Origin of the sequence: Actinotalea sp. C106, assembly GCF_023630195.1 — a bacterium.
Classification (GTDB): domain Bacteria; phylum Actinomycetota; class Actinomycetes; order Actinomycetales; family Cellulomonadaceae; genus Actinotalea.
In genome coordinates this window covers 1-4,198 of sequence record NZ_JALPKN010000272.1, presented here as the reverse complement: position 1 = coordinate 4,198, position 4,198 = coordinate 1, and the positions used below count along the sequence as shown (strand labels likewise).

The following is a 4,198-nucleotide window of genomic DNA, read 5'->3' as shown; positions in this document are numbered from 1 at the left end:
CGTCCCGGCGTCGAGCAGCCGCTGCACGGCGGTCGGGGTGCGGGTCGCGGGGCCGGCGGCGAAGGCGGGGTGGGCGGCGGTGGTGGGCAGGCCCTCGACGTCGACGTTGTCCTTGACGGCCAGGACCGTGCCGGCCAGGACCAGCTCCTCGCCCCGGGCGGCGCGGGCCTCGACGAGCGCGGCGTCCGCCAGGGCCTCGGCCTCGGGACGCAGGGTGATCCACACCTCGGGGCGGTCGACCTGGGCGATGCGGCGGTAGGCCGCCCGGACGCGCTCGGTCGGGGTCGGGGACGCGACGGTGGTGGGCTCGCTGGTCAGGGGACGGGGTGCGGTCGTGGTCATCGCTGGCCCCCGATCTGGCCGCGGGCCATGGCCAGGGCGTTGGCGGCTCGCTCGACGACGACGTCCTTCGAGGCGCCGACGTGGTCGGCGAGTGCCTCGAGGGCCGTGGGCAGCCGTCCGCCGAGCACGAGCTCGGCGATCTCGATGTGCTCGTCGATCGTGGCGCGCATGCGGTCGGCAGTCAGGTAGTCGTACATCCGCACGGCGCGGATCCGCTGGTTGACCTGCGCCAGCGAGGCGGACAGCGCGCGGTTCCCCGAGGCGGCGAGGAGCGCGGTGTGGAAGCCCTCGTCGACGGTGACGAAGCCGGCGCTGGGGGCGGGCTCGTCGTCGGACATGCGCTGCCAGGACTCGAGCTCGGTGGTGAGCCGGGCGGCGTCGTGGTGGACCGTCGGATCGTCGATCGCGCGGCGGATGCCTTGGAGCTCGAGGGTGATGCGCAGCTCGTAGAGGTCGGTCAGGTCCTCGAAGGTCGGCATGTAGAGGTACAGCCCGCCGGCGCGCTTCTCGAGCAGGCCGTCGGCGTGCAGGCGGGCCAGGGCCTCGCGGACCGGGGTCCGGGAGACGCCGAAGTGCTCCGCGAGGCGCTCCTCACCCAGGCGCTCCCACGGGGAGAACCGGCCGGCCATGAGCTCCTCACGGAGCGCCTCGTACACCTTCTCGCGGCGAGGGAGCCGTGCAGCGCCAGGGTCCGGAGCCGAGTCCGGGGCTGCATTCGTCGTTGTACCCATAGCTGTATACAGAACCGGGTACATGTTTCCGGGAGCGGCGCCCGGCGATGAACGGGTTGTGTCGAGGTGTAACAGTCGTGTTGCCTAGGGCCTGCCCGGCAGAGAGCCGTGCTGCCCGTCCCGAGGAGAAGCCATGCCCCCCAGGCTCAGTGCCCGCGCGTTGTTCTGGTGGGGGGCTGGTCTGATGCTCGCGGCCTTCGTCGCGACCCGGGTCCTGTGGCGGCTCGCGAACGGCGTCACGGCGGACGGGCTGCAGTCGATCCTCGTCGAGGTGGCGCACGCGATCTCGACGACGACGACCCTCGCCTACTCGATCGGGGCGGCGCTGATCGGGGCCGCCTTCGTGGTGCGGGCCCTCGAGCCCGCGGGCGGTCAGGTCTCGCCGCGCGACGAGGGGCGCGTGCCCGACGTCGAGCGCTGAACCGGCTCGGCGCCGTCGTCCCGGCGGGGGCCGCCGTCGTCTCGGGCAGCCGCCGTGCTCAGCGGAAGACGATGGTGCGGTGCCCGTCGAGGAGCACCCGGTGCTCGGCGTGCCAGCGCACGGCCCGCGCCAGGGCGCGGCGCTCGACGTCCTGCCCGAGGGCGACCAGGTCCTCGACCTTCTTGGAGTGGTCCACGCGCTCGACGTCCTGCTCGATGATCGGGCCCTCGTCGAGGTCGCCCGTCACGTAGTGCGCGGTGGCGCCGATCAGCTTGACCCCGCGGTCGTGGGCCTGGGCGTAGGGGCGGGCGCCCTTGAAGCTGGGCAGGAACGAGTGGTGGATGTTGATGATCCGCCCGGTGAGGGTGCGGCACAGGTCGTCGGACAGGATCTGCATGTAACGGGCCAGCACCACGAGCTCGGCGTCGAGCTCCTCGACGAGCCCGAGCAGGCGGGCCTCGGCCTCGGCCTTGGTGTCCCGCGTGACGGGCACGTGGTGGAAGGGGATCCCGTAGAAGGCCGCGACGTCCGCGAGGGCCGTGTGGTTGGAGACGACCGCGACGATGTCCACGGGCAGGCCCTCGGACTGCTGCCGGAAGAGCAGGTCGTGCAGGCAGTGCGCGGCCGTCGAGACCATGAGCACGGTGCGCATGCGCCGGCCCGCGACGTCGAGGGTCCAGGTCATCGAGAACTCCTCGGCCAGCACGGCCAGGGCCTCGTCGAGCACCTCGCGGGAGGCTGCCGCCTCGACCTGCACGCGCATGAAGAACAGGCCGGTGTGCGGGTCGCCGAACTGCTGGGACTCGGTGATGTTGCCGCCGAGCTCGGCCAGGAGCCCGGCGACGGCGTGCACGATGCCCGGCCGGTCCGGGCAGGAGAGGCTCAGCACCCAGTGGGTGGCTCCGTCGACCCTCGTGCTGCTCGGGAGGGGCGCGTCGGGGGTGACGTCGGTACGGATGTGGCTCACGAGCCCCGAGGCTAGTCGACCTCGCCCCCGAAGTGGCGGAGGCGTCTCGACCTGTGGGGGCGCGGTCGCGGGTGCGCGGGCGGGGGTGACACGATGGGGGCATGAGCCTCGAGGTGACCATCCGCACCGTGTCTGAGCAGGACGCGGGCGAGCTCCTGACGCTGCGACGCGCAGCCTTCGTGAGCGAGGCTCAGGTGTACGGGGACCCGAACATCCCACCGCTGACGCAGACCCTCGACGAGCTTCGCGCGGACATCGCCGGCGAGGGCGTCGTGACCCTCGGCGCCTGGGCCGGCCACCGCCTGGTCGGCTCGGTGCGCGTGCTCCTCGAGCCGGGGAAGGCGACCCTCGGGAGGCTCGCCGTCGCCCCCGACCTCCAGGGTCAGGGCATCGGCACCCAGCTGCTCCTCGCGGTCCCGCCGTACCTGTCGGAGGACACCTCCGAGCTGTGGGTCTTCACCGGCCGGGACTCGGTGCACAACGTGGCTCTGTACGAGAAGCACGGCTACACCCACCAGCACGACCAGACCGCGGGCGACCTCACCTACGCCTACCTGCGCAAGATCGTCGGGGCGGCGGACGACGTCGAGGTCGCACCCCCGGTCTGAGCCGCTCCTCCAGCCCCGTCGGTGGTGGGGTGTCGTGAGCTCTAGGCACATATAACGGTTGGGTTATACACTCGGTCCCATGAGCGCTCTCGACGTCCTCGGTGATCCGGTTCGTCGGCGTGTGCTCGAGCTCCTGGCCGCGGGGGATCAGCCTGCGGGTGAGGTCTCGGCCGTGGTCGAGCAGGAGTTCGGCATCAGTCAGCCGGCCGTCGCACGACACCTGCGGGTGCTACGCGAGGCCGGGGTGGTGACGCGGCGGTCCGAGGGCGCCCGCCGCATCTACGGTCTCGACGGGTCGGTGATCGACGAGCTGCAGTCCGTCGTCGACCGCTACCGCCGGCTGTGGGCCCAGCGGTTGGACGCCCTCGACACCGAGATCGCCCGCGGCGTGCATGAGCGCCGCGCGGCCGAGCGCGAGGAGCCATGAGATGACGACGACCTTCGGAGAGGTGACCCGTCGCGGTGACCGGTTCGACCTGGACTTCGAGCGGGTCTACGCGACCACCGTCGAGGACGTGTGGAGTGCGGTGACCGAGCCTGAACGGCTCGCCCGCTGGATGTCCCGGTACACGGGGGACCTGCGGCTCGGCGGACGCTGGCAGGGCATGGAGAGCGGGGGCACGGTCTACTGCTCCGGCACCGTCACCGCGTGCGACCCCCCGCGCCGCTACGTCACCACCTGGGAGTACGCGGGGGAGGGGCCCAGTGCGGTCGAGGTCACCGTCGCTCCCCACCCTGAGGGGGCGGTGCTTTCCCTGCGCCACACTGGTCTGGTCGACGTCGACTACGGGCCCGGGTGGCAGACCTACCTCGAGCAGCTCGACGGCGACCTCCCCGTGGCACCGTCCTCGGTGGTCGACCCCGAGCGGCCCGAGGGCATCGCGTGGGACGAGCGGTTCACCGCCCTGCGCCCCCGGTGGGAGCCGCGGATCGCTCAGGCCCGCGGCGCGGCGACCAGGGTCGACGCCGTGTGAGGCTCCTCGGGCTCCTCGGGCTCCTCGGGCTCCTCGCGGTGCGAGCGGAGGGCGATCGCGACGCCGACCGCCGCCGCGAAGGTCACCGCGGCGCCGATCCGCGCGGTGCCGACCGCCGCCGTGGTGAAGGCCTCACGAGCGGACCCGAGCAGCAC

General features: G+C 72.6%; 8 protein-coding genes. 4 read left to right on the top strand and 4 right to left on the bottom strand.

Annotated elements, in window-relative coordinates:
- Both L0B03_RS14715 and L0B03_RS14710 read right to left on the bottom strand, forming a co-directional pair.
- On the bottom strand, positions 1 to 342 hold a 342-nt coding region (locus tag L0B03_RS14715), incomplete at its 3' end, for an amidase family protein (protein ID WP_250447104.1).
- Positions 339 to 1,073 (bottom strand): GntR family transcriptional regulator, encoded by a 735-nt coding sequence (locus tag L0B03_RS14710; protein WP_250447102.1) that lies wholly within the window; start codon positions 1,071 to 1,073, stop codon positions 339 to 341. The genes L0B03_RS14710 and L0B03_RS14715, both read right to left, overlap by 4 nt.
- A gap of 133 nt (positions 1,074 to 1,206) precedes the next feature.
- On the opposite strand from L0B03_RS14710, the gene L0B03_RS14705 reads away from it, so the two are divergent.
- Positions 1,207 to 1,494: a hypothetical protein gene (locus L0B03_RS14705; RefSeq protein WP_250447100.1), complete on the top strand. Its 288-nt coding sequence runs from the start codon at positions 1,207 to 1,209 to the stop codon at positions 1,492 to 1,494.
- A gap of 58 nt (positions 1,495 to 1,552) precedes the next feature.
- On the opposite strand, the gene purU is transcribed toward L0B03_RS14705, so the two are convergent.
- Positions 1,553 to 2,452 (bottom strand): formyltetrahydrofolate deformylase, encoded by a 900-nt coding sequence (gene purU, locus L0B03_RS14700; RefSeq protein WP_250447107.1) that lies wholly within the window; start codon positions 2,450 to 2,452, stop codon positions 1,553 to 1,555.
- A 110-nt stretch (positions 2,453 to 2,562) separates the two neighbouring features.
- Between purU and L0B03_RS14695 the strand changes: the two genes are divergently transcribed.
- The 3 genes from L0B03_RS14695 (at position 2,563) to L0B03_RS14685 (ending at position 4,043) form a co-directional block, all read left to right on the top strand.
- Positions 2,563 to 3,069, top strand: coding sequence for a GNAT family N-acetyltransferase (locus L0B03_RS14695; protein ID WP_250447098.1), 507 nt, complete (start codon positions 2,563 to 2,565; stop codon positions 3,067 to 3,069).
- Between the two features lie 79 nt (positions 3,070 to 3,148).
- Positions 3,149 to 3,496 (top strand): helix-turn-helix transcriptional regulator, encoded by a 348-nt coding sequence (locus L0B03_RS14690; protein WP_250447096.1) that lies wholly within the window; start codon positions 3,149 to 3,151, stop codon positions 3,494 to 3,496.
- A gap of 1 nt (position 3,497) precedes the next feature.
- Positions 3,498 to 4,043, top strand: a complete 546-nt coding sequence (locus L0B03_RS14685) for an SRPBCC family protein (protein WP_250447094.1) — start codon at positions 3,498 to 3,500, stop codon at positions 4,041 to 4,043.
- Here the strand turns inward: L0B03_RS14685 and L0B03_RS14680 are convergent.
- A partial coding sequence (locus L0B03_RS14680; protein ID WP_250447092.1) for a hypothetical protein occupies positions 4,004 to 4,198 on the bottom strand: 195 nt, incomplete at its 5' end. The genes L0B03_RS14685 and L0B03_RS14680 overlap by 40 nt on opposite strands.

Coding starts and splice junctions, on each gene's coding strand:
- L0B03_RS14710 (WP_250447102.1), bottom strand. CDS start 1,073: ATGGGTACAACGACGAATGCAGCCCCGGACTCGGCTCCGGACCCTGGC.
- L0B03_RS14705 (WP_250447100.1), top strand. CDS start 1,207: ATGCCCCCCAGGCTCAGTGCCCGCGCGTTGTTCTGGTGGGGGGCTGGT.
- L0B03_RS14695 (WP_250447098.1), top strand. CDS start 2,563: ATGAGCCTCGAGGTGACCATCCGCACCGTGTCTGAGCAGGACGCGGGC.
- L0B03_RS14690 (WP_250447096.1), top strand. CDS start 3,149: ATGAGCGCTCTCGACGTCCTCGGTGATCCGGTTCGTCGGCGTGTGCTC.
- L0B03_RS14685 (WP_250447094.1), top strand. CDS start 3,498: ATGACGACGACCTTCGGAGAGGTGACCCGTCGCGGTGACCGGTTCGAC.